Raw genomic sequence first — 21,733 nt, 5'->3', positions numbered from 1 at the left:
CTAGGCCGCCGATTCCACCGCGCCCCTCAGTCCACCGTGCGGGGCATCCGCACCCCCATCACCACCAGGGCCAGCAGTCCGCACGCCTGGAGGGCCAGGACGGCTGCCAGGGCTTCGCGCATGCCGTACTGCGGTGTCAGGGCGAGGAAGAGGGAGCCGAGGGTGGCGACGCCGAGGGCGAGGCCGGACTGCTGGGCGGTGGCGGCCAGGCCGCTGCCCGCGCCGGCTCGGGCGGCGGGAACGCCGGAGAGCAGGATGCGGTAGTAGGTGGGCAATTGGAGTCCTTGGCCGAGTCCGCACAGCAGCAGGGCGGGCGCCAGCGCCACCGGCGGCAGTCCGGGCCACTGCGCGAACAGTGCCAGCAGCAGCGCGCCCAGGCCCGCGCCCTGAGCGACGGCGCTCAGCACCAGCACCCGACCCGCGCCGAACCGTTCGGTCAGCCGGGGGGCCCGGACGGAGGCGGCGAACTGCGCCAGGCCCATCGGCACCAGAGTGAGCCCCGCCTTCAGCGCGCCGTACCGCAGCCCCTGCTGCAGCAGCAGTGCGCTCTCGAACATGAAACTGCTGAAGCCGAGGAAGACGGGGGCGCCGATGAGCAGTCCGCGCCGGACGCCGGGCTCCCGCAGTAGCGAGGGCGGCAGCAGCGGGCTGCGGCCCGCGCGTTCCTCGCGGCGTTCGACGGCGAAGAAGGAGTACGCCAGTACTGCCGCTGCCCCCAGCAGGGCGACGGACCACCAGGGCCAGCCCGCCGCGCGCCCTTCCGTCAGGGGCAGCAGCAGGGCGACCAGCCCGCAGGCCAGCAGCACTGTTCCGGCGGTGTCTCCGCGTGCGGGCGACTCCGAGCGGCTCTCGGGCACCGTGCGGGCGCCGATGGCGAGTATGGCCAGCACCACCGGGACGTTGATCAGGAAGATGGCCCGCCAGCCGGTGCCGCCCAGGTCGGCGCCGACCAGCACGCCGCCCAGCACCTGCCCGGTGACGACGGAGATCCCGCCGACCGAGCCGAACAGGCCGATGGCCCGGGACCGCGCCCGCCCCTCGTTCGTGGCCTGGATGGTGGCGAGCACCTGCGGGAACATCATCGCCGACGCGGCTCCCTGTGCTGCCCTGGCGGCGGTCAGCCACCACACGCCGGGGGCGAATCCGCAGGCCAGCGAGGTGGCTCCGAAGGCGGCGACGCCCCACAGGAAGAGCCGCCGCCGGCCGAGGGCGTCGCCCAGCCGGCCGCCCAGGACGAGCAGCGAGGCATAGGCGACGGCATATCCGGCGACGACCATCTCCAGCGCTGCCGGGGAGGCGCCGAGGTCGCGCTCGATGCTCGGGAAGGCGACGTTGACGACGAAGAAATCGATCATGGGAAGTGCGGCGCCCAGCAGCAGCGTGACCAGACCGGAAGGGTGCAGCGCTGCCGGGACCTGTGGCGTCGGCGGTCCGGGCGCCGGGTACGGGCCGCGCTTCCGGCCGGAGGGGGTCTGCGTCCGGTCGGAAGGGTCCCGCGTCCGGTCGGACGGGCCCGGCTCCCGGTCGGGGGCCGGCCGCGGGGCGGTGGGGGTGTCGTGACTCATGGGGACGAGCCTCGGTCGACTCCGGGCCTGGTACCAGGCGGTCCGCATCCTGGTACCAGGACTACCCGGCACCAGGATGCGACGTGCGCCATCCTGGTGCCATGAGCGTCAGCACTCCCGGGACCGCCCGCTCTGAATCGGCAGGCCCCGCATGGGACCCGGCGGCCCCCGCGCAGGAACCCGCAGCACCCGCCCCCGCCGACAGCGTCCGCCGCCAGGAACTCGCGGCGTTCCTGCGCAGCAGGCGCGAGCGGATCCCGCCCGAGCGGGTGGGGCTGCCCAGGGGGCCGCGCCGCCGGACACCGGGGCTGCGCCGCGAGGAGGTGGCGCATCTGTCGACCGTGGGCGTGACCTGGTACACGTGGCTGGAGCAGGGCCGTGCCATCCAGGTCTCGGCGCAGGTGCTGGACGCGCTCGCCCGGGCGCTGATGCTCGACTCCAGCGAGCGCGCTCATCTGTTCGCGCTCGGCGGGACGGCCGATCCGACGCCCGCCGCCGAGACGACGGCGCTGCCGGAGGGCATCCGGAAGATGCTCGACCGGCTCGAACCGTTCCCGGCCTGTGTGCAGAACGCGCGCTACGACATCGTGGCCTACAACCGGGTCTACGGCCGTCTCCTGGGCGATCTGGACGCGCGTCCGCCCGAGGACCGGAACTGCATGTGGCTGGCCTTCACCGACCCGGACTGGGCCGCCGCGATGCCGGACCGGGAGGAGACGGTCCGGCTGATGGTGGCCCGCTTCCGCTCCCGGATGGCCGAGCATCTGGCGGAGCCCGCGTGGAAGGCGCTGCTGGCGCGGATGCGGACCTCCGCGGAGTTCCGCGCGCTGTGGGAGCGGCACGAGGTGGCCCGCGCCGTGGACGCCACCAAGCGCTTCCGCAACCCGCAGGTCGGGATGGTCTCCTTCACCTACCACGGACTGTGGCTCGGCCCGGCCGAGGGCGCGCGCCTGGGGACGTACGTGCCGCGGGACGAGGAGACCCAGGCGCGGGTGGAGCGGTTGCTCGGCCTGGTCACCGGCGGTCGGTGAGCGGGCCGGGGGCCGACCGGCGGGGCGTGTGGCCGGATGGGGGACAATGGGGAGCTGTCCGCCCCGCCGAACAACGCCGAACGAGCCGAGGAACCCCTGCCGTATGAGCCCGTCGATCCAGCCGCTGCACATCGGAGAGCACACCGTCCAGCCGCCGGTCGTGCTGGCACCGATGGCCGGGATCACCAACGCGCCGTTCCGGACGCTGTGCCGGGAGTTCTCCGGCGGCCGGGGCCTGTTCGTCAGTGAGATGATCACCACGCGGGCGCTGGTGGAGCGCAACGAGAAGACGATGCAGCTCGTGCACTTCGACGCGAGCGAGAAGCCGCGCTCCATCCAGCTCTACGGCGTCGACCCGGTGACCGTCGGCAAAGCGGTACGCATGATCGCCGACGAGGACCTCGCCGACCACATCGACCTCAACTTCGGCTGCCCCGTCCCGAAGGTGACCCGCAAGGGCGGCGGCTCCGCACTGCCGTACAAGCGGCCGCTGCTGCGGGCCATCCTGCACGAGGCGGTGCACAACGCGGGCGGCCGGCCGGTGACGATGAAGATGCGCAAGGGCATCGACGACGACCATCCGACCTTCCTGGACGCCGGGCGCATCGCGGTGCAGGAGGGCGTCACCGCCATCGCCCTGCACGGCCGTACGGCGGCGCAGCACTACGGCGGGACCGCCGACTGGGACGCCATCGCGCGCCTCAAGGACGCCGTCCCCGAGATCCCGGTGCTGGGCAACGGCGACATCTGGTCGGCCGACGACGCACTGCGCATGATGCGCCGGACCGGCTGCGACGGCGTCGTGGTCGGCCGCGGCTGCCTGGGGCGGCCCTGGCTGTTCGCCGACCTGGTGGCCGCACTCGGCGGCGAGGACACCGGGTTCCGCGCCCGGCCGACACTGGGCGAGGTCGCCGACGTCATGGTGCGGCACGCCGGGCTGCTGGGGGAGTGGCTGGGGGACGAGGCACGGGGCGTCATCGACTTCCGCAAGCACGTCGCCTGGTACACCAAGGGCTTCTCGGTCGGCTCCGAGATGCGCAAGCAGCTCGCCGTCGCGGCCTCGCTGGCCGAACTGCGCTCCCTGCTGGACGGGCTCGACCTGTCCCAGGAGTGGCCGGAGGGCGCCGACGGTCCGCGCGGGCGGACCCACTCGCGCAACAAGGTCGTCCTGCCGGACGGCTGGCTGGACGATCCGTACGCGTGCGACACCGGCATCGGCGCGGACGCCGAGCTGGCCACCTCCGGCGGCTGACCACCCGGCACGGGGGCTGCCCTCGGCGGGCGTTCAGCGTTCGGGGCGCCCGCCCCGGTGCCGCGCCGCCGCCGCGGCGGCCTCCAGCCGGGCCGCGTAGCCCGCCAGTCGCCGGGCCGCGAAGACGTCCGCCGACCAGTCCTCCGCGGCGACCTGGTCCGGCGCCGCCCAGACATACGTCCAGATCCGGCCGGGCACGGAGCGGCTGCCCGCCGTCCGGCCGCGTTCCGCGGGAGGACCCTGTTCCGCGGCAGGCGCTCGCTCTGCCGCCGGCTCCCGCTCCGCGGCCAGCCGGCGCAGCTCGTACGCGTCGTCCTCGAAGTCGTCCAGCGCGCGCCACTCGGTCCCGCTCAGTCCGGTCAGCAGCAGTCCGGCGGCCGTGTGCCCGGCGGAGGGGACGAGTCCGGGGTAGGGGCGGCCCGCGAGTGCCGCGGTGCGCCAGCCGGGCGCGGTGGCCGCGGTGCCGGGCGGGACGCGGCCGAGCAGGGCGGCCAGGATGCGGTCGAAGCGCAGCGTGCCGTAGACGAACAGGGCGTCCGCCGCGGAGTCGACGGGGGCGAGGCGGGCGTGCCGGGAGGCCGGGTTCTCAGCGGTGTGCGGATCGGTCACCACGGCAATCTACTGCGGCCGCAGCACGTCCGGATGGTGAGACGTTCACCCGTTCAGCCGCGTGATTCGCGCCACCTTGATCAGGGGTGCGCTCAGATGAGCGCTCAGATGTGAGCTGTACATCTCCAAGGAGCAGATTGCGGTTTTACCGACCCTTGGTTCCTGAGTTGTAAACAATCCCTACTCCGCGTCGGTGGATCCGCTGGTTCGATCAGCGCAAAGTAGTCATCAATTCGAGCTTTGAATGGTATGACCAATTAGTTGATCTGGCCATCTACTTTCGATCTCTCGGCACACGGGTGGTTACAGCCGTGTGACGTGCTGTTGGACGTACTCGTAAGCCTTCGATCTGGGTACGCTCCCCGCCGTCAGGGCAGCCGACCACGAGGAGCCGAGTCCGGTGCCGGTTCACGCGAAGAACACAGAGTCCGCGAACGCAGAGTCCGCAGTGGGCGCGTCGCAGCAGCAGTCGCAGCAGCGGAAGTTCGTCTATGACTTCAGTGAGGGCAACAAGGACCTCAAGGACCTCCTCGGCGGGAAGGGAGCCAACCTCGCCGAGATGACCAACCTCGGTCTGCCCGTCCCTCCGGGCTTCACCATCACCACCGAAGCCTGCAAGGCGTACCTGGACTCCGGAGCGGCCCCCGCGGCCCTCCGGGACGAGGTGAGCGGGCATCTGGCAGCACTGGAAGAGCGCATGGCCAAGAAGCTCGGCCAGGCGGACGACCCGCTGCTGGTCTCCGTGCGCTCCGGCGCCAAGTTCTCCATGCCCGGGATGATGGACACCGTCCTCAACATCGGGCTCTCCGACGAGTCCGTGCACGGACTCGCGGCCCAGTCCGGCGACGAGCGCTTCGCCTGGGACTCCTACCGCCGCCTCATCCAGATGTTCGGCGACACGGTGCTCGGCATCGACGGTGAGCGCTTCTCCGAGACCCTGGACGAGGTCAAGAGCGCACGCGCCGCTGTGACCGACGTGGACCTGACCGCGGACGACCTCAAGGAACTGGTCCAGAAGTTCAAGGCCATCGTCTCCGAGGAGACCGGCCGCGACTTCCCGCAGGACCCCCGCGAGCAGATGGACCTGGCCGTCCGCGCGGTCTTCGATTCGTGGAACGGCGCCCGCGCCCGCCTCTACCGCCGCCAGGAGCGCATCCCGCACGACCTGGGAACGGCCGTCAACATCTGCTCCATGGTCTTCGGCAACCTCGGCCCCGACTCCGGCACCGGCGTCGCCTTCACCCGCGACCCGGCCAGCGGCCAGCAGGGCGTCTACGGCGACTACCTGCAGAACGCCCAGGGCGAGGACGTCGTCGCCGGTATCCGCAACACCGTGCCGCTCGCCGACCTCGAACAGCTCGACAAGGCGTCGTACGACCAGCTCATGCAGATCATGGAGACCCTGGAGAACCACTACCGGGATCTGTGCGACATCGAGTTCACCATCGAGCGCGGCAAACTGTGGATGCTGCAGACCCGCGTCGGCAAGCGCACCGCGGCGGCCGCCTTCCGGATCGCCACCCAGCTCGTCGACCAGGGCCTGATCGACGAGGCCGAGGCGCTGCAGCGGGTCAACGGGACCCAGCTCGCCCAGCTGATGTTCCCCCGCTTCGACAGCAACGGCGGGCTCAAGGGCGCCGACCAGATCGGCTGGGGCATCGCCGCGTCGCCGGGCGCCGCCGTCGGCAAGGCGGTCTTCGACTCCTACACCGCCATCAAGTGGTCCCGCTCGGGCGAGAAGGTCATCCTCATCCGCCGCGAGACCAACCCCGACGACCTGGACGGGATGCTCGCCGCCGAGGGCATCCTCACCTCGCGCGGCGGCAAGACCTCGCACGCGGCCGTGGTCGCCCGCGGCATGGGCAAGACCTGTGTGTGCGGCGCCGAGGAGCTGGAGGTCGACACCAAGCGGCGCTGCCTCAAGAGCCAGGACGGGCGGATCGTCGAGGAGGGCGACGTCGTCTCCATCGACGGCTCCACCGGCAAGGTCTACGCCGGTGAGGTGCCGGTCGTCCCCTCGCCGGTCGTGGAGTACTTCGAGGGCCGCACGCACGCGGGGGCCGACGAGGCCGACGAGCTGGTCCAGGCCGTCCACCGGATCATGGCGTACGCCGACCGGGTACGCCGGCTGCGGGTGAGGGCCAACGCCGACAACGCCGAGGACGCCGCGCGGGCCCGCCGGTTCGGCGCCCAGGGGATCGGCCTGTGCCGCACCGAGCACATGTTCCTCGGGGAGCGGCGCGAACTGGTGGAGCGGCTCATCCTCGCCGACACCGAGGAGGAGCGCGAGCGGGCGCTGGGCGCGCTGCTCCCGCTCCAGCAGGGCGACTTCGTCGAGCTGTTCGAGTCGATGGACGGACTGCCGGTGACGGTGCGGCTGCTGGACCCGCCGCTGCACGAGTTCCTGCCCGACATCACCGAACTGTCGGTCCGGGTCGCGCTCGCCGAGTCCCGCAAGGACGCCAACGAGAACGACCTGCGGCTGCTGCAGGCCGTGCACCGGCTGCACGAGCAGAACCCCATGCTGGGGCTGCGCGGCGTCCGCCTCGGTCTGGTCATCCCCGGCCTGTTCACCATGCAGATCCGCGCCATCGCCGAAGCGGCCGCCGCACGGAAGGCCGGCGGCGGCGACCCGCGGGCCGAGATCATGATTCCGCTGGTGGGCACCGTGCAGGAGCTGGAACTCGTCCGCGAGGAGGCCGAGCAGGTCATCACGGAGGTCGAGCAGCGGCACAACGTGGAGCTGGGGCTCACCCTCGGCACCATGATCGAGCTGCCGCGCGCCGCGCTCACCGCCGACCAGCTCGCCGAGTGCGCCGACTTCTTCTCCTTCGGCACCAACGACCTGACCCAGACGGTGTGGGCGTTCAGCCGCGACGACGTGGAGGCCAGCTTCTTCACGGCCTACCTGGAGAAGGGCATCTTCGGCGTCTCCCCGTTCGAGACCATCGACAAGGACGGCGTGGGCTCCCTGGTCCGCAGCGCCGCCGAGGCGGGCCGGGCCACCCGGCCCGACCTCAAGCTCGGTGTCTGCGGCGAGCACGGCGGCGACCCCGAGTCGGTGCACTTCTTCCACGAGGTGGGCCTCGACTACGTCTCCTGCTCGCCGTTCCGCATCCCGGTGGCCCGGCTGGAGGCGGGCCGGGCGGCCGCGGCCCAGCAGCACGCGACCGCGTAACCCGAGCCATCCCACTCCCGGGCTCCCCGTCCGCACCGACCCTCACCGCGGACGGGGAACCCGGCCCAGGAGGCGGCACCCGTGCGGGGGTGCCGCCTCCTTCTTCTTCGTCCCCGGCCCCGGCTGATGGCTCTTCGTGCTGCGTTCGCCGAAGTCGACGCGACGCCGGGCGGGTTCACCGCTGGCCGCGGCCCGCAGCGTCCCCCGCAGGCGAGCCCGTTGCGCGGCCTGATCGCCGCCGTCCTCGTCCTGGCGGTGTTCGGCGGGGTCGGCTGGTACGTGTACGACTACAACACCGATCCCGACGGCGGGAAGGCCGAGGCAGAGGCGTCGCGGTCCGCGCGGATCGAGGAGCAGAAGACCCATGACCCGCAGCAGGGCGACTGCGTGAAGATCGAGGGCACCGACGACGACCCGCTGCCCACCATCGTCGACTGCGGTTCCCCGGAGGCCGAATACAGGACCGGGCAGCGGCTCTTCGGACCGGACAAGGAGTGCCCGGCCCGGTACGACTACGGCATCCAGTACTCCAGCAACCGCGGCGGCGACCACACCATGTGCTTCACCGAGGTCTGACCCCGCGACGGCGCACGGGCCGCCCGCCGCACCTCACGTCCGGTGGTAGCGGCGCTCGGGGCGGCCCGTGGTGCCGTACCGCAGGGTGACCCGCGCGGCCCCGGTCGCCACGAAGTGCTCCAGGTAGCGGCGGGCGCTCACCCGGGACAGACCGCTGTGCTCGGCGCACTCCGAGGCCGACACACCCGTCGCCCGCGGACCCGCCCGGAGGGCCGCGCGGACCAGGGCCGCGGTCTGCTCGGTCAGCCCCTTGGGCAGCGGCTGGGCCCGGACGGCCACCCCGGCGCCGTCCCGCAACCGCGCGGTCCCGCGCGCCGCCGCGGCTCCCGGGGACCCCGTGGCCGCACCGCCGTCGGAGTGCCCGAAAACCCGGTCCAGCTCCTCCTGGCCGGGGGCCGTCAGCGACTCCAGGTCCCGCCGCTCCCACGCGTACCGCTCCAGCCGCTCGCTCAGCAGCCGCCCCTCGAACGGTTTGACGACGTACTGCACGGCCCCGCCGTGCCGTGCGGCCCGCACGCTCGCCGCATCCCGCGCCGCCGTGATCACCAGCACGTCGGGGCCGCCGCCCGGCGCACCGTCGCCGCGCAGCCGTTGCAGCACCTCCAGCCCGCTGATGTCGGGCAGATACAGGTCCAGCAGCACCAGGTCCGGTGCGGTCTCGCGCACCGCGGTGAGCGCCTCTGCGCCGCTGTGCGCCACCGCGGCGACCTCGAACCCGGCCACCCGGGAGACCAGGGTGCTGTGCAGCCGGGCCACCATGAAGTCGTCGTCGACCACGACCGCCCGGATCACGAGGGAACCCCGTAGGTGACCCCCGTCAACTGCTCGGAGGCCGCCCACAGCCGCTCGGCCGCCACGTCGCTGAGGGTCCAGGGCGCCCGCCAGGACGGCGCCGGGGCACCGCGCCAGCCCAGCAGCCGCGGTCCGGTGAAGGAGTCCGGCGCCACCCCGGGCGCGGTCGCCGCGTACAGCGTCGGCAGGGCGCCCGCGTCGGCGGACTGCCCCAGCACGCGGGTGCCCAGCGCCATCACCCGCTCGGCGGTCTTCCGGCCCTCCATACGGGCTCCGGCGGTCTGCAGGTTGGTGGCCGCGTAGCCGGGGTGCGCGGCGGCGGCGACCAGCGGGGTGCCGGCCAGCAGCCGGGCCAGCTCGTGGGTGAAGAGCAGATTGGCGGTCTTGGACCTGCCGTAGGCGATCCAGCGCCGGTAGGAGTGCTCGCTGTTGAGGTCCGCGATGTCGATGTTGGCCAGTACGTGCAGCCCGCTGGACAGCGTCACGACACGGGGTGCCGGGGCTGCCAGCAGCCGCTCCAGCAGCAGCCCGGTGAGGGCGAAGTGGCCCAGGTGGTTGACGCCGAACTGCCGCTCGAAGCCGTCCGCCGTCCGGCCGTAGGGCAGCGCCATCACTCCCGCGTTGTTGACGAGGAGATCCACCCGCTCGTCCGGCAGCTCCTTGGCGAAAGCGCGCACCGACGCCAGGTCGCCGAGGTCCAGCCGGCGCAACTCGGTGCGCGGCCCGGCCTCGGGCAGCTCCTGTACGAGCGCGTCCCGGGCCCGCTCGCCCCGCACCTCGTCCCGGCAGGCGAGCACCACCCGCGCGCCGCGCCGTGCCAGCTCCCGGGCCGTCACGAAGCCGAGCCCGCTGTTGGCGCCGGTCACGACCGCCGTACGGCCGCTCTGGTCCGGAATGTTCCGCGCTGTCCAGCCCATTGCCCGCCCTGCTCCTCGCTCGTTCAGCGACTCTCTCCTGTGGAGGCTAGCGGCAGGCCTCCGGGCGGTCGAGGTCAGCCGCGCCACGACCGGTGCCGCACCGCGTGCCCGGCGCGGCCGCACCCGGTCCGGCGGCCGGGGCGACCCGCGTGCCGCCGGGCTCTAGGCTGCCCCCATGAACGCGAACTCCCCCGCAGCCGGGCCCCTCTCCACGAGGCCGCGTGTGCTGCTCCTGCACGGCCCCAACCTCAACCTGCTCGGCGAACGCGACCGGGCGACCTACGGCAGCACCACGCTGCGGGACGTCGAGGAGCGGGTCACGGCGCTCGGCGCCGAGCTGGGCGCCGAGGTGCGCTGCGCGCAGAGCAACAGCGAGGGAGCGCTGATCGACCTGATCCACGCCACCCGGGGCGGCGACAGCGGCATCGTCTTCAACCCCGGCGCCTACGCGCACTACAGCTATGCGCTGCGGGACGCCGTCGAGGTGGTGGCCGCGCTCGGCATCCCCTGCGTGGAGGTGCACATCTCCAATGTGCACGCCCGTGAACCCTTCCGGCACACCTCGGTCACCGCGCCGGTGTGCCAGGGCATGGTCTCCGGGCACGGTGTCTTCGGCTACGAGCTGGCGCTGCGCTCCGTGCTGCACCGCGTCGCGGAGTGGGGCGCCGCCCGCGGCACCTCCTGACCGCCGCCCGTCAGTCGGTACCCGTCACCGCCGTCAGGACGAACACGCTGTCCTCCAGTGCGAGCACGCCGTGCCGCAGGTGCGGAACCCGCTGGATCTGCCCGGCGGCGACATCCTGGTCGGCGCTGCCCTCGGTGAGCCGGATGCGGCCCTGGAGGACATGGACGCTCGCCGCGGGCGGCGTGTTGTGCTCCTCCAGCGAGGACCCCTCCCTCAGCGCGATGACGGACTGCCGCAGCGGTCCGTCGTGCAGGAAGAGGTACGCACTGCGGCCGTGCGGGTCTTTCCGTGCCAGCGCCAGGTGCTCGGTTGCCAGGGCGGTCACATCGTCCATGCGTCCATCGTGCCCCGCACGGCACGCGGCGCAACCGGGCCACCGCGGGCGCGGCGGATTCGTGTGCGGGCGGCCGCCCGATGCGCAGTGCGGCCCGCGCTGCTCTCCCGCGCTGCGCCCCCCGCTCCCGCGCGGCGCCGCCTCGTCGCAGTGCTGTCCCGCGCCCCTTGCGCACGCAGCGCGCCGGGGGTGCGTTCTCAGGACCGCCACACCCCCCGCCGCACCGCCTCGCGGGCAGCGTCGCGGACATCCCGCGCCGGGCGGCCCAGCACCTCCTGTACGCCGTCCGTGACGGAGGCGTTGCGCCCGTCCAGCAGCTGTGCGAACAGTTCGCCCAGGAAGGCCACCAACTCCGGCGGCAGCCCCTGCCCGGCCAGCTCTCCGGCGTACTCCCGCGGTGTCACGGGCACGTACCGCACGGCGGGGCCGCCGGCCGCGGTCACCTCCGCCGCCGCCTCCCCGAAGGTGAGCAGCCGCGGCCCGGTCAGCTCGTGCACGCGCGCGTGGTGGCCCTCCTCGGTCAGTGCGGCGGCGGCCACCTCCGCGATGTCGTCCGCGTCGATGAACGGTTCGCGCACCGCTCCGGCCGGGAACGGGAGTTCGCCCGCCAGCACGGAGGGCAGCAGGACGCCCTCGCTGAAGTTCTGGAAGAACCAGCTCGTACGCAGGATCGTCCACTCCGTGCCCGCGTCCCGGACCGCCTGCTCGGTCGGGAGGGCGAGCTCCTCGCCGCGCGCCGAGAGCAGCACCATTCGCCGCACTCCGGCCGCCGCCGCGCGGGCGCCGAACGCCCGCACCGCAGCGGCGACGCCGGGGGCGCCCACGTCCGGCTGGCAGACGACGAAGACGGCGCCCACCCCCGCCAGCGCGGCGTCCCAGGTACCGGGGTCCTCCCAGTCGAACGGCGGCTCCCCGGTGCGGGAGCCCACGCGCACCGGGTGGCCGCGTGCCCGCAGTCGTCCGACGACCCGGGCGCCGTTCCTGCCGGTGCCGCACAGCACCAGAACCGTGTCCTGTGCGTGCTGCCGCTCCGCCGCGTGCTCACTCTTCCGCTGTGTCATGCCGCAAGCCAACGCCGGCGGGGCTCCCGGGGACATCGTCGGGCGGCTCAGCCGCATGTCCGTGCGTCTAGGCTGCTGCCGTGACAACGGTCGCGGCGCGGGGCGCCGAACAGGGCGGGCGGTCCGGCCGGGCCGCGGGGGCGTGGCGGACGGGGGGCGCCGACGGGCTGACCGAGGCGCTGACCGACGTGCTCGGCGGCGCCCGGGCGCGCGGCGGACTCTTCCACCGTGCGGTACTCGCACCCCCGTGGGGTGTGCGAGTGCAGGACGGCGCGCCGCTGTCGCTGGCTTCCATGCTGCGCGGCACCGGCTGGGTCCGGCACTCCGGGGCGCCGGAGCCGGTGCGGCTGACGCCCGGCGCTGTGGCGGTGCTGCGCGGACCGGCCCCCTATGTGCTCGCCGACGACCCGGAGACCGAACCGGGGCTGCTGATCCAGCCGGGTGACTGCTGCACCACCGTGGACGGGACCGACATGTGCGAGGAACTCGCGCTGGGGGTGCGGACCTGGGGCCGCAGCCTCGACGATCCCGCCGTCCTGCTGAGCGGCAACTACCAGTTGCACGGCGATCTCAGCGCCCGGCTGCTGGACGCGCTGCCGCCGGTGCTGGTGCTGGACGCGGCCGAGTGGGACGCGGACCTGCTGCGGCTGGTCGCCGCGGAGGTCGTCAAGGACGCGCCGGGCCAGCAGATGGTGCTCGACCGGCTGCTGGACCTGCTGCTGGTCTCCGTGCTGCGCGCCTGGTTCGCACGGCCCGAGGCGGACGCGCCCGCCTGGTACCGCGCGCAGAGTGACCCGGTGGTGGGGGTGGCGCTGCGGCTGCTGCACGAGCAGCCCGGGCACGCCTGGACCGTGGCGGCGCTGGCGGCCGGAGCCGGGGTGTCCCGCGCGAGCCTGGCCCGCCGGTTCTCCGAACTGGTCGGCGAGCCGCCCATGTCCTATCTCGCGCAGTGGCGCATCGATCTGGCGGCCCGGCTGCTGCGGGAGCGGGACGCGACGCTGGGCGCCGTCGCACGCCGGGTGGGCTACGGGGACGGCTTCGCGCTGAGCGCGGCCTTCAAGCGGCTGCGCGGCGTCAGCCCCACGGCGTACCTGGCGGGAAGCGCCCCGGACTGAGCCCCGCGCACGCCGGCCGCCGTGCGCCCGGCGGCCGGGTTGTCGGTGGCCGGGTGCATCCTGGGGCCATGTACGAGGAGCGGGCGTCCCGGCTGCGGGGCACGGTGTGCTGGACCCGCGCCGCCGTGCCCCCGGGCACCACCGGGCGGGTGCTGCCGGACGGCTGCATGGACCTGCTGCTGTGGAACGGCGAACTGGTCGTCGCGGGCCCGGACACCCGCGCGCATCCGGCGACCGAGCGCGCGGGACTCCCGGTGTACGGTCTGCGGCTGCCGCCGGGCACCGGCCCGCGGGTCTTCGGCCCGCCGGCCTGGGAGCTGCGGGACCGGCGCACGCCGCTGGCGGACCTGTGGCCCGCAGGCCGGGTGCGGGAGCTGACCGAGCGGGTCGCCGGCGCCCGGGACCCGCTGGCGGTGCTGGAGCAGGTCGCGGCGGAGCGGCTGGCGGCGCCGGAGCGCACGGCGGCCGACCGGCGCGCCGCCGCGCAGGAGGACGCCGTCGTCGCGGCGCTGCGCGAGGGGACCGGGGTGGCGCCGACGGCCCGCGGCGTGGGCCTGAGCGAACGCCAGCTCCACCGCCGGTGCCGCGCCGCGTTCGGGTACGGGCCCAAGACCCTCGCCCGGGTGCTGCGGATGCAGCGGGCGCTGCACCTCGTCCGGTCGGGCACCGCGCTCGCCGGGGCGGCGCAGCGGGCCGGGTACGCCGATCAGGCGCACCTCTCCCGCGAGGTCCGCGCCCTGGCGGGCGCTCCGCTGACCGCGCTGGTGCCAGCGGCCGGCCGCCGGTCCGGTCAGTCGTTCGGTGCGAACAGGTCGACGCCGTTGCCGTCCGGGTCCAGGACGACGGCGTAGCGCTGCCCCCACGCGGCGTCCCACGGGGCGTGGTGGCCCGGGTGGCCCGCACCGGTCAGCTCGTCGTACATCCGGTCGACGTCGGCGGGCGAGTCGCACAGGAAGGCGAGCCCGATCCGGCCGCCGCCCGCCGGAGCCGTCCATCCCGGATCGAAGGAGCGGACGACCTCCTCGGTGTCCCAGGCGAGCCGCACGCCGCCCGGCCCGACGTGCTCCACATGCGGCTGTGCGTCCGCTTCCGCGGGGAGGTCGAGCCCCAGCCGCCGGTAGAAGGCGAGCGAGGCGGCCATGTCGGAGGTGACGATGCCGATGAGGTCGAAGCGCGGTGTCATACGGCCACGCTAGGACGCCGCGTCCCGGCCGTCTTGAACGTTTCGGCCCTCGTCGCCCCGGTGTCCCGCACCCGCCCGGACAGACGCCTGTCCGCACCCGCCGCGACGGCACCTGGCACGGCCGCGCGCGGTGGCTACGCTGTCCGGATGGCCGAGATCCTCACCGTACTGACGACGACCGCCTCGCAGGAGCAGGCCCAGACGCTCGCCGCCGGAGCGATCACCCGGCGGGTGGCCGCGTGTGCCCAGCTCAACGGCCCCGTCACCGCCGTCTACCGGTGGGAGGGCGCGGTGCAGACGGACTCCGAGTGGCAGGTGCTGTTCAAGACCTGCGCCGACCGCTACGGCGCGCTGGAGGAGTATCTCCGCGAGGCCCATCCCTACGAGGTGCCGGAGATCATCGCCACGGCCGTGGTGCGCGGCAGCGCGGACTATCTGCGCTGGGTGGAGGAGGAGACGCGGCCCGCCCCGCAGCCGTGAGCCCGGGCCCTGCGGCTACGGTCGGTGTATGGAACCCTCCTCCGCGGCTGCGGGCGGCGCCCCCGCGGTGCCGCGCTACGGTCCCGCCGACCTCGAGCGCTGGGTCCCGGAGCCGGACAAGCGGCCGGGGCGCACCGCCTTCCAGCGCGACCGCGCCCGGGTTCTGCATTCCGCGGCGCTGCGCAGGCTGGCGGGCAAGACGCAACTGGTCGCACCGGGCAGCGCCAGTCCCGCCTGGGACGCGACACCGCGCACCCGGCTGACCCACTCCCTGGAGTGCGCCCAGGTGGGCCGGGAGCTGGGTGCCGCGCTGGGCTGCGACCCCGACCTGGTCGAGACGGCCTGCCTCGCCCACGATCTGGGACACCCGCCGTTCGGGCACAACGGCGAGGCCGTGCTGGCCGAGATCGCCGCACCGGCGGGCGGCTTCGAGGGCAACGCGCAGTCGCTGCGGCTGCTCACCCGGCTGGAGCCCAAGCGGTTCTCCCCGCGACTGGACGGGCAGGGCTACGTCGGGCTCAACGCGACACGGGCCGCACTGGACGCCGCGACCAAGTACCCGTGGCGGCGCGGCAGCCATCCGGACGACCCCGCCTCGCCCAAGTTCGGCGTCTACGAGGACGACCTGCCGGTCTTCGACTGGCTGCGCAAGGGCGCGCCGGAGGGCCGCACCTGTTTCGAGGCGCAGGTCATGGACTGGTCGGACGACGTGGCCTACTCGGTGCACGATCTGGAGGACGGGATCAGGGCGGGGCATCTGGACCCGCGCCTCCTGCGGTCCGGACCCGAGCGCGGAGACGTGTTCGAGGTGGCCGCGGAGCGCTACGCGCCGGGAGCCGGGGAGGGCGAGCTGGCCGCCGCGCTCGACCGGCTCCTGGAGCGGGACTGGTGGCCGCACTCCTACGACGGCACCGCACACGCCCAGGCCCGCCTCAAGGACGCCACCAGCCAGCTCATCGGCCGCTTCTGCCTGGCCGCCGAGGCCGCGACCCGGGCCGCGCACGGCTCGGGCCCGCTGACCCGGTACGCCGCCGAGCTGACCGTCCCGCAGTCCGCGCGGCTGGAGTGCGCCGTGCTCAAGGCGGTCGCCGACCGCTATGTGATGCAGCGGCCCGACCTGGAGCGGCTGCGCCGCGAGCAGCGGGTGGTCCTGCGCGAGCTGGCCGAGGCGCTGCTGGCCAGAGCGCCGGAGGGGCTGGATCCGCAGTACGCGGACCTGTACGCGGAGGCCGCGCTCGCCGCGGACCCGGACTCGGCGCGGCTGCGGGTGGTCGTCGACCAGATCTCCACGCTCACCGACGCCGCCGCCCGCGCCCTGCACCGTGCGCTGGCGATGCGCGGGCAGCACGGATGAGGTGCGCGGCGCTCCGCGTGCGACGCGCGGCCGACCGGGGCCGCGCCCGCGCCGGGCCGGCCGGGCGGGCGCCGGGCCCGGCGCCCGGCGCCCCCGGGGCCGTTCGGAGCCTCGGAACTCGTCGCGCGGCTCATACGTCCCATCCATGCCCCCTGCCTCTTCCCGGGCCTGCCCCGATGCGGGACGCTCACGTGTGGACGACGGGGGACAGCACGGCCCGCAGGGGGCAGCGTCTTCGAGGAGGAGGCTTCAAGTGGTCGACGCACACCGTACGTTCGTCATCGTCGGCGGAGGGCTGGCGGGGGCGAAAGCCGCCGAGACTTTGCGCGCGGAAGGGTTCACCGGCCGTGTCATCCTGATCGGCGACGAGCGCGACCATCCCTACGAGCGCCCTCCGCTCTCCAAGGGCTACCTCGCCGGTTCGGACGACCGGGACAGCGTCTTCGTGCACGAGCCCGCCTGGTACGCGGGCGCCGACATCGAGCTCCATCTGGGGCAGCCCGCGGTGCAGCTCGACCGGGCGGGCAGGTCGGTCCGGCTGGGCGACGGCACGCGCATCCACTACGACAAACTGCTGCTGGCCACCGGTGCCGAGCCGCGCCGGCTGGACATCCCCGGGACCGACCTGGCCGGTGTGCACCACCTGCGCCGGCTGGCGCACGCCGAGCGGCTGCGCGGGGTGCTGAGCGCGCTGGGCCAGGAGAACGGCCACCTGGTGATCGCCGGGGCGGGCTGGATCGGCCTGGAGGTGGCCGCGGCGGCGCGGACCTACGGCGCGGAGGTCACCGTCATCGAGCCGGAGTCCACACCGCTGCACGGCGCCCTCGGCCCGGAGCTGGGCGCGCTCTTCGCGGACCTGCACCGCGAGCACGGCGTCCGCTTCCACTTCGGGGCCCGGCTGACGGAGATCACCGGCATCGACGGCATGGTGCAGAGCGTGCGCACCGACGACGGCGACGAGCACCCCGCGCACGACGTGCTGGCCGCCATCGGCGCCGCGCCGCGCACCGCGCTGGCCGAGAGCGCGGGTCTGGAGCTGGCGCCGGGCCCGGGCGGCGGAATCGCCGTGGACGCCTCGCTGCGCACCAGCGACCCGGACATCTACGCCACCGGCGACGCCGCCGCCGTCGCGCACCCGCTGCTGGGCGACCGGCTGCGGGTGGAGCACTGGGCCAACGCCCTCAACGGAGGTCCGGCGGCGGCCCGGGCCATGCTCGGCGCGCAGGTGTCCTACGACCGGGTTCCGTACTTCTTCTCGGACCAGTACGACCTGGGCATGGAGTACTCCGGGCACGCCCCGCCCGGCTCCTACGACCAGGTGGTGTGCCGGGGGGATCTGGCCAAGCGCGAGTTCATCGCGTTCTGGCTGCGGGACAACCGGGTGCTGGCCGGGCTGAACGCCAACGTCTGGGACGTGACCGGGGCCGTGCAGAACCTGATCAGGTCCGGCGCCGCGGTGGATCCGGACGCGCTGGCCGACTCGGGTGTGCCGCTGGAGTCGCTGGGCGCCGCCGAGCCGGCCTGAGCCCTGCCGTGAGCCCGGGCTCGCCGGGTCCGTACCGGTGGATCGCCCCGCGCGGGGCGGCCCACCGGTACGCCGGTCCGCCGCTGTACGGTCCGGCGCCGCGCCGTACGGGAGATTCACGTGATGCTTGAGCGGCGGACGGGGAATACGTTCAACGGAAGAGCGACACCCCGTACCGCCGCCCCTCCCGTGGCGCGGCGAGCGAAGGACGAGTGAACGATGGCGAAGCAGACGGTGGCCGAGCAGTTCGTCGACACGCTGGTGCGCTGCGGGGTGGAGCGCCTCTACGGCGTGGTGGGGGACAGCCTCAACCCGGTGGTCGACGCCATCCGGCGGACCTCCGCCATCGACTGGATCCAGGTCCGCCACGAGGAGACCGCCGCTTTCGCGGCCGGTGCCGAGGCGCAGCTCACCGGGAAGCTCGCCGCGTGCGCCGGCTCCTGCGGCCCCGGCAACCTGCACCTGATCAACGGGCTCTACGACGCGCACCGCTCGATGGCGCCCGTCCTCGCGCTGGCCTCGCACATCCCCAGCAGCGAGATCGGCACCAGCTTCTTCCAGGAGACCCACCCCGACCGGCTCTTCGCCGAGTGCAGCCACTACAGCGAGCTGATCTCCAGCGAGCAGCAGATGCCGCGGGTGCTCCAGACGGCCATCCAGCACGCCGTCGGACAGCAGGGGGTCAGCGTCGTCGCGCTCCCCGGCGATCTGGCGTCCGAGGAGGCGCCCGACAGCCCTGAGGAGCATGCGCTGGTCACCTCGCGCCCCACCGTGCGCCCCGGGGACGCGGAGATCGACGCGCTGGTGCACCTGATCGACGACGCGGAGAAGATCACGCTGTTCTGCGGCGCCGGCACCGCGGGCGCGCACGGCGAGGTCATGGAGTTCGCCGAACGGCTCAAGACCCCGGTGGGGCACGCGCTGCGCGGCAAGGAGTGGATCCAGTACGACAACCCCTATGACGTGGGCATGAGCGGACTGCTCGGCTACGGCGCCGCCTACGAGGCCACCCACGAGTGCGATCTGCTGATCCTGCTGGGGACCGACTTCCCGTACAACGCGTTCCTGCCCAAGGACTGCCGGATCGTCCAGGTCGACGTGCGCCCCGAGCACCTGGGCCGGCGCACCGCCCTCGACCTCGCGGTGTGGGGCGACGTGCGCGAGACGCTCCGCTGCCTCACACCCCGGGTGCGGGCCAGGACCGACCGCCGGTTCCTGGACCGGATGCTGCGCAAGCACGCCGAGACGCTGGAGGGCGTCGTCAAGGCGTACACCCGCAAGGTGGAGAAGCACACCCCCATCCACCCCGAGTACGCGGCCTCGGTGCTGGACGAGGAGGCGGCCGACGACGCCGTCTTCACCGTGGACACCGGGATGTGCAACGTGTGGGCGGCGCGCTATCTCACGCCGAACGGGCGGCGCCGGGTGATCGGCTCCTTCAGCCACGGCTCGATGGCCAACGCGCTGCCGCAGGCCATCGGCGCGCAGTTCCTCGACCGGAGCCGGCAGGTGGTCTCGCTCTCCGGGGACGGCGGCTTCACCATGCTGATGGGCGACTTCCTCACGCTGGTCCAGTACGACCTGCCGGTCAAGGTCGTGCTGTTCAACAACTCCTCGCTGGGCATGGTCGAGCTGGAGATGATGGTCGACGGGATGCCCGCCTACGGCACCCACAACCGCAACCCCGACTTCGCGGCCCTCGCCGAGGCCGCCGGCGCGCACGCCGTACGGGTCGAGAAGCCCAAGCAGCTGCGCGGCGCCCTGCGGGACGTGCTCTCGCACGACGGGCCCGCACTGCTCGACATCGTGACCGATCCGCACGCCCTCTCCCTGCCGCCGAAGATCACCCGCGAGCAGGTGAGCGGCTTCGCGCTCTCCGCGGGCCGGACCGTGCTGGACGGCGGTGTGGGGCGGATGGTCCAGATGGCCCGGTCGAATCTGCGCAACATCCCGCGGCCCTGAGCCGAGCCGCACCGGGGTCGGGGAGTGTCACCGGGCGGCCGTAGACTTCCCACGTGGCTGGAAGGATCAACGACGAGGACGTGAAGGCGGTCCGGGACGCGGTCCCGATCGACTCCGTGGTGTCCGAGTACCTCCAGCTCCGCAACGCGGGCGGCGGCAACCTCAAGGGGCTGTGCCCGTTCCATGACGAGAAGTCCCCTTCGTTCCACGTCAGCCCGAGCAAGGGGTTCTACCACTGTTTCGGCTGCCAGGAGGGCGGGGACACCCTCGACTTCGTGATGAAGGTCGACCACCTGTCCTTCTCCGAGTCCGTCGAGCGGCTCGCCGCCCGCGCCGGGATCACCCTGCGCTACGAGGAGGGCGGCTACGGCCGCGCCTCGCAGCAGGGCGAGCGCACCCGGCTGGTGGAGGCGCACCGGATCGCGGCGCGGTTCTACGCCGAGCAGCTGGACGGCCCCGAGGCGGAGATCGGCCGCCGTTTCCTCGCCGACCGGGGATTCGACCAGGAGGCCGCCCGGCACTTCGGCATCGGCTACTCCCCGGCCGGCTGGGACCACCTGGTGCGCCATCTGCGCGGGCAGGGCTTCACCGACAAGGAGCTCACGCTCTCCGGCCTCGCCCAGGAGGCGCGCAACGGGCGGCCCATCGACCGCTTCCGCGGCCGCCTGATGTGGCCGATCCGCGACATCACCGGCGACGTCGTCGGCTTCGGCGCCCGCAAGCTGCGCGAGGACGACCAGGGGCCGAAGTACCTCAACACGCCCGAGACGCCCCTCTACCGCAAGTCGCAGGTGCTCTACGGCATCGACCTGGCCAAGCGGGAGATCGCCAAGGCCAACCGCGCCGTCGTCGTGGAGGGCTACACGGACGTGATGGCCTGCCACCTGGCGGGGGTGACCACGGCCATCGCCACCTGCGGCACCGCCTTCGGCGGTGAGCATGTGAAGATCCTGCGCCGGGTGCTGATGGACAACGCGCAGTCGGAGGTCGTCTTCACCTTCGACGGCGACGCGGCCGGGCAGAAGGCCGCGCTCCGCGCCTTCGAGGACGACCAGAAGTTCGCGGCCCGCACCTGGATCGCGCTGACGCCCGGCGGTATGGACCCGTGCGATCTGCGGCTCGCGCACGGCGACGAGGCCGTGGCCGAGGTGATCGAGGACCGTGCCCCGCTCTTCGACTTCGCCATCCGCTCCATCGTGGACCGGCACAACATCGACACCGCCGAGGGGCGGTCCGCCGCGCTGGAGGAGTGCGCGCCGGTCGTCACCCAGATCAAGGACCCCTCCATCCGGCGCGGCTACGCGGTACGGCTGGCGGGGCTGCTGGGCATCGTGGACGAGGAGTTCGTCGTCCGCCGCGTCGCCCAGCTCTCCCGGTGGGCGCGCGAGCGCGGCCAGGCGCCGTCGCGCACCGCGGGGCGCGCCGCACGCGCCCAGGAGAGCCCGGCCGTGCAGGCGCCCTTCGTGCCCAGCGGTCCGGATCTGAACCTGCGCAGTCCCGCCCACCGCGTCGAGCGCGAGCTGCTCAAGCTGGCGCTCCAGCGGCCGGAGCTGGTCTCGCCCGCCTTCGACGCCTACGGGGCCGACGAGTTCACCGCGCCGCCCTACGCCGTGGTGCGGCAGGCGGTGGAGGCCGGGGGCGGCGCCGAGGCCGGGGTCGGGGACAGCGGCTACCTGGGACGAGTGCGGGACGCGGCGCCGGACGACGCGGTGCGCTCCCTGGTCACCGAGCTGGCCGTCGAGCCGCTGCGCAGCGCCCGCAACCGGGAGGCCGACGAGGCGTACGCGGGCGAGCAGCTGGTCGCGGTACGCCGCGCCGCCGTCAATGCCCGCATCGCCGAACTGGAGGGGGCGGCGCGGCGCCTGGAGGCGCGCCAGGAGTACGAGCAGTCGGCCGGCGTGCGCCGGCAGATCTGGACGCTCCAGCAGTACGGCATCGCCCTGCGCGAGCGGGGTGCCACGGCGCTCTGACGCCGAACGGGGGCCGTCCGGCGGCGGGGGAGCGGCCGACTGCGGCGCCCGGCCGTGCGGGGCCGACTCGCGCCCGGCCGCGGTGTGTTGGTGCGGCCCCGCCCGGTCCGGCTGCCTGTGGTGTCGGCGGCGGGTGCCCGCGGC

19 protein-coding genes are annotated in these 21,733 nt (G+C 73.8%); 12 read left to right on the top strand and 7 right to left on the bottom strand.

The features are described 5' to 3' along the window. Positions 1 to 26: 26 nt before the first annotated feature. Complete coding sequence (locus tag ACFYMO_RS21285; protein WP_388548089.1) at positions 27 to 1,565, bottom strand: MFS transporter; 1,539 nt, start codon at positions 1,563 to 1,565, stop codon at positions 27 to 29. A 101-nt stretch (positions 1,566 to 1,666) separates the two neighbouring features. On the opposite strand from ACFYMO_RS21285, the gene ACFYMO_RS21280 reads away from it, so the two are divergent. Beyond that, a complete protein-coding gene (locus ACFYMO_RS21280; protein WP_366774431.1) occupies positions 1,667 to 2,596 on the top strand; it encodes a helix-turn-helix transcriptional regulator in 930 nt (309 codons plus the stop codon). A gap of 103 nt (positions 2,597 to 2,699) precedes the next feature. Then, positions 2,700 to 3,848, top strand: a complete 1,149-nt coding sequence (gene dusB, locus ACFYMO_RS21275; RefSeq protein WP_366774430.1) for a tRNA dihydrouridine synthase DusB — start codon at positions 2,700 to 2,702, stop codon at positions 3,846 to 3,848. Positions 3,849 to 3,881: 33 nt separating this feature from the next. Here dusB and ACFYMO_RS21270 read toward each other — a convergent pair whose 3' ends face one another. Then, the gene (locus tag ACFYMO_RS21270; RefSeq protein WP_366774429.1) at positions 3,882 to 4,457 is read right to left on the bottom strand and encodes a gamma-glutamylcyclotransferase family protein; all 576 of its coding nucleotides are present in this window, start codon (positions 4,455 to 4,457) and stop codon (positions 3,882 to 3,884) included. Positions 4,458 to 4,905: 448 nt separating this feature from the next. On the opposite strand from ACFYMO_RS21270, the gene ppdK reads away from it, so the two are divergent. Then, positions 4,906 to 7,635, top strand: a complete 2,730-nt coding sequence (ppdK, locus tag ACFYMO_RS21265) for a pyruvate, phosphate dikinase (protein ID WP_366774428.1) — start codon at positions 4,906 to 4,908, stop codon at positions 7,633 to 7,635. A 126-nt stretch (positions 7,636 to 7,761) separates the two neighbouring features. After that, on the top strand, positions 7,762 to 8,211 hold the full coding sequence (locus tag ACFYMO_RS21260; RefSeq protein ID WP_366774427.1) for a hypothetical protein: 450 nt from the start codon (positions 7,762 to 7,764) through the stop codon (positions 8,209 to 8,211). A 33-nt stretch (positions 8,212 to 8,244) separates the two neighbouring features. Here the strand turns inward: ACFYMO_RS21260 and ACFYMO_RS21255 are convergent, their stop codons facing one another. Beyond that, a complete protein-coding gene (locus ACFYMO_RS21255) occupies positions 8,245 to 9,003 on the bottom strand; it encodes a response regulator (RefSeq protein ID WP_366774426.1) in 759 nt (252 codons plus the stop codon). Further along, on the bottom strand, positions 9,000 to 9,920 hold the full coding sequence (locus tag ACFYMO_RS21250; RefSeq protein WP_366774425.1) for an oxidoreductase: 921 nt from the start codon (positions 9,918 to 9,920) through the stop codon (positions 9,000 to 9,002). Before ACFYMO_RS21250 ends, ACFYMO_RS21255 begins: the two co-directional genes overlap by 4 nt. 175 nt (positions 9,921 to 10,095) lie before the next feature. Here ACFYMO_RS21250 and aroQ point away from each other — a divergent pair, with 175 nt between their 5' ends. Continuing rightward, positions 10,096 to 10,605, top strand: coding sequence for a type II 3-dehydroquinate dehydratase (aroQ, locus tag ACFYMO_RS21245; RefSeq protein ID WP_366774424.1), 510 nt, complete (start codon positions 10,096 to 10,098; stop codon positions 10,603 to 10,605). A gap of 10 nt (positions 10,606 to 10,615) precedes the next feature. Here the strand turns inward: aroQ and ACFYMO_RS21240 are convergent, their stop codons facing one another. Both ACFYMO_RS21240 and ACFYMO_RS21235 read right to left on the bottom strand, forming a co-directional pair. Continuing rightward, positions 10,616 to 10,939: a cupin gene (locus ACFYMO_RS21240; RefSeq protein WP_366774423.1), complete on the bottom strand. Its 324-nt coding sequence runs from the start codon at positions 10,937 to 10,939 to the stop codon at positions 10,616 to 10,618. A 197-nt stretch (positions 10,940 to 11,136) separates the two neighbouring features. After that, entirely contained in the window at positions 11,137 to 12,000 is an 864-nt protein-coding gene (locus tag ACFYMO_RS21235; protein WP_388548080.1) for an NmrA family transcriptional regulator, read from the bottom strand. A gap of 80 nt (positions 12,001 to 12,080) precedes the next feature. On the opposite strand from ACFYMO_RS21235, the gene ACFYMO_RS21230 reads away from it, so the two are divergent. Then, the gene (locus tag ACFYMO_RS21230; protein WP_366774421.1) at positions 12,081 to 13,115 is read left to right on the top strand and encodes an AraC family transcriptional regulator; all 1,035 of its coding nucleotides are present in this window, start codon (positions 12,081 to 12,083) and stop codon (positions 13,113 to 13,115) included. 68 nt (positions 13,116 to 13,183) lie between these two features. Beyond that, positions 13,184 to 13,966, top strand: a complete 783-nt coding sequence (locus ACFYMO_RS21225; RefSeq protein ID WP_366774420.1) for a helix-turn-helix domain-containing protein — start codon at positions 13,184 to 13,186, stop codon at positions 13,964 to 13,966. On the opposite strand, the gene ACFYMO_RS21220 is transcribed toward ACFYMO_RS21225, so the two are convergent. After that, complete coding sequence (locus tag ACFYMO_RS21220; protein WP_366774419.1) at positions 13,906 to 14,298, bottom strand: VOC family protein; 393 nt, start codon at positions 14,296 to 14,298, stop codon at positions 13,906 to 13,908. The two genes, ACFYMO_RS21225 and ACFYMO_RS21220, sit on opposite strands and share 61 nt — an antisense overlap. Positions 14,299 to 14,445: 147 nt before the next feature. Here ACFYMO_RS21220 and cutA point away from each other — a divergent pair, with 147 nt between their 5' ends. The 5 genes from cutA (at position 14,446) to dnaG (ending at position 21,589) form a co-directional block, all read left to right on the top strand. Next, entirely contained in the window at positions 14,446 to 14,778 is a 333-nt protein-coding gene (gene cutA, locus ACFYMO_RS21215) for a divalent-cation tolerance protein CutA (RefSeq protein WP_366774418.1), read from the top strand. Between the two features lie 28 nt (positions 14,779 to 14,806). Then, a complete protein-coding gene (locus ACFYMO_RS21210) occupies positions 14,807 to 16,132 on the top strand; it encodes a deoxyguanosinetriphosphate triphosphohydrolase (protein ID WP_388548075.1) in 1,326 nt (441 codons plus the stop codon). 253 nt (positions 16,133 to 16,385) lie between these two features. Continuing rightward, a complete protein-coding gene (locus tag ACFYMO_RS21205) occupies positions 16,386 to 17,657 on the top strand; it encodes an NAD(P)/FAD-dependent oxidoreductase (RefSeq protein WP_388548072.1) in 1,272 nt (423 codons plus the stop codon). A 219-nt stretch (positions 17,658 to 17,876) separates the two neighbouring features. After that, positions 17,877 to 19,619 carry a pyruvate dehydrogenase gene (locus tag ACFYMO_RS21200; protein WP_366774415.1) on the top strand — a complete coding sequence of 581 codons (1,743 nt, stop codon included), beginning with the start codon at positions 17,877 to 17,879 and terminating at the stop codon, positions 19,617 to 19,619. A gap of 53 nt (positions 19,620 to 19,672) precedes the next feature. Further along, on the top strand, positions 19,673 to 21,589 hold the full coding sequence (dnaG, locus tag ACFYMO_RS21195; RefSeq protein WP_388548069.1) for a DNA primase: 1,917 nt from the start codon (positions 19,673 to 19,675) through the stop codon (positions 21,587 to 21,589). The last annotated feature ends 144 nt before the right edge of the window (positions 21,590 to 21,733 follow it).

The organism is Streptomyces sp. NPDC007025 (genome assembly GCF_042869455.1).
In the GTDB taxonomy this organism is placed as follows: Bacteria; Actinomycetota; Actinomycetes; order Streptomycetales; family Streptomycetaceae; genus Streptomyces.
This window is presented reverse-complemented; position numbering and strand designations above follow the sequence as displayed.

Excerpts from the sequence above, each read along its gene's own strand:
- ACFYMO_RS21225 (WP_366774420.1), top strand. The coding sequence starts at position 13,184 with ATGTACGAGGAGCGGGCGTCCCGGCTGCGGGGCACGGTGTGCTGGACC.
- dusB (WP_366774430.1), top strand. The coding sequence starts at position 2,700 with ATGAGCCCGTCGATCCAGCCGCTGCACATCGGAGAGCACACCGTCCAG.
- ACFYMO_RS21250 (WP_366774425.1), bottom strand. The coding sequence starts at position 9,920 with ATGGGCTGGACAGCGCGGAACATTCCGGACCAGAGCGGCCGTACGGCG.
- ACFYMO_RS21220 (WP_366774419.1), bottom strand. The coding sequence starts at position 14,298 with ATGACACCGCGCTTCGACCTCATCGGCATCGTCACCTCCGACATGGCC.
- cutA (WP_366774418.1), top strand. The coding sequence starts at position 14,446 with ATGGCCGAGATCCTCACCGTACTGACGACGACCGCCTCGCAGGAGCAG.
- ACFYMO_RS21200 (WP_366774415.1), top strand. The coding sequence starts at position 17,877 with ATGGCGAAGCAGACGGTGGCCGAGCAGTTCGTCGACACGCTGGTGCGC.
- ACFYMO_RS21285 (WP_388548089.1), bottom strand. The coding sequence starts at position 1,565 with ATGAGTCACGACACCCCCACCGCCCCGCGGCCGGCCCCCGACCGGGAG.
- ACFYMO_RS21210 (WP_388548075.1), top strand. The coding sequence starts at position 14,807 with ATGGAACCCTCCTCCGCGGCTGCGGGCGGCGCCCCCGCGGTGCCGCGC.
- ACFYMO_RS21235 (WP_388548080.1), bottom strand. The coding sequence starts at position 12,000 with ATGACACAGCGGAAGAGTGAGCACGCGGCGGAGCGGCAGCACGCACAG.
- ACFYMO_RS21260 (WP_366774427.1), top strand. The coding sequence starts at position 7,762 with ATGGCTCTTCGTGCTGCGTTCGCCGAAGTCGACGCGACGCCGGGCGGG.
- aroQ (WP_366774424.1), top strand. The coding sequence starts at position 10,096 with ATGAACGCGAACTCCCCCGCAGCCGGGCCCCTCTCCACGAGGCCGCGT.
- ACFYMO_RS21280 (WP_366774431.1), top strand. The coding sequence starts at position 1,667 with ATGAGCGTCAGCACTCCCGGGACCGCCCGCTCTGAATCGGCAGGCCCC.
- ACFYMO_RS21240 (WP_366774423.1), bottom strand. The coding sequence starts at position 10,939 with ATGGACGATGTGACCGCCCTGGCAACCGAGCACCTGGCGCTGGCACGG.